Source organism: Vibrio sp. Vb0349 (genome assembly GCF_033338975.1).
On record NZ_JAWOTS010000209.1, the window covers coordinates 1 to 1,377 of the forward strand.

Here is a 1,377-nt window from a genome sequence, read left to right on the forward strand (position 1 = left end):
TCATTCTTGTGACGGTTTGGATACTTTCACTGTCACGGTTGACTTGTTCGATGGCTTCGGCTGATTGATCCAATTGATCATTCAACTGCGCCACGTCGACACATACGCCTTCAACAATCGTCAAACCAGATTGGCTATCTAAGTTCGCAGAGCGGACATTTTCAGCAATGCTTTCTACTTGCTGCGCCACCGATTGAGCGGAAGAGGCCATCTCTTCGATTGCTGTTACGACTTGCTCAACTTCTTCTTGCTGACGATCCGCTTGGGTTAAGTTGCTATGAGCATCGCTTGCTACACTGGTCGAGTTACTTTCGACTAAATCGCTGGTAGAACGAATCTGGCCAACTAACTCATTCAGTTGATTTGCCATGCTTGCAACGCCGTTATTCAAATTCACAATCTCATTTTTAGAACGTTTACGAGACGACGGAATTTGTAAGCTGACTTCACCATTAGCTAGGCGCGTCATGTAAGAGTTCAACACCGTTAGAGGCTGTAAGCTGCGATTTAAGAACAGAGTGAGCACAACAAAAGTGATGCTCGCTGCTACCGAAGATATGATGGCTATCAGTTTAAGTAGCGTGTCGCTGCCTTTGGTCACTTCCTTGATGAATGTACCGCCCAGTAGTTTCCAGTTCCAGCCGGGTACTTCGGTGAACACTAAGTATTTTTCACCGACGGTTGAGCCGTATTGGAATGGGTAGCGGATCAGACCACTCTTTTGTTCGAAAATCTTATGGAAAGGCTTGTTACCATCGTAGTCACGAACTTCTACGATTGAAGGATCGGTAGCGCTCTTAGTTGGGTGGAGTAAGTACTTACCAAGATTGTTTTTGTCGTTATCGACAATGATGGTGTAGCCTGTGTCGCCCCACTTAATCTCTTCTAGTGCATCAAACAGAGTCTGTGTGGCTTGGTCTACTGGCAAACCGATAAATGACAAGCCAGATACGTTACCGTTAGCGTCTTTGATTGGCGCGTAATAGGTAATGTAGCGTTCACCATATAGTTTGATTTGCGCGTAGTAAGGTTTTCCGCTCTTTAAGAGTTGGTAACCAGGATGGTTGCGTCCAAGAGTCGTGCCTACTGCACGCTTACCTTGCGGATCTTTTAATGATGTTGAAACGCGAATGAAGTCATCACCAAGTGGTGCAAATAACGTTGCGATTGCTCCGGTATCACGCGTGAAGCTGTCGACCAGCTTTGTGTCGTTAATCAAACTTTCGCTGTATTGCGTGATATTTGGTACTTCATGGCCCATGAAGTCTACCGTTTAGTTTTCTACATAAACGCCTGCAAGTTAACCATTACGAAAAGTTGATTCGAGTACTTGAGCAGTAAGAAGGTAAGCATCGAAATGACCGGCCATGGTTTTTG

General features: G+C 45.3%; 1 pseudogene. It reads right to left on the bottom strand.

The annotated features are described in order from the left end of the window. Nucleotides 1–1,377, bottom strand: a pseudogene (locus R7Q47_RS24610) (methyl-accepting chemotaxis protein); the annotation flags it as partial.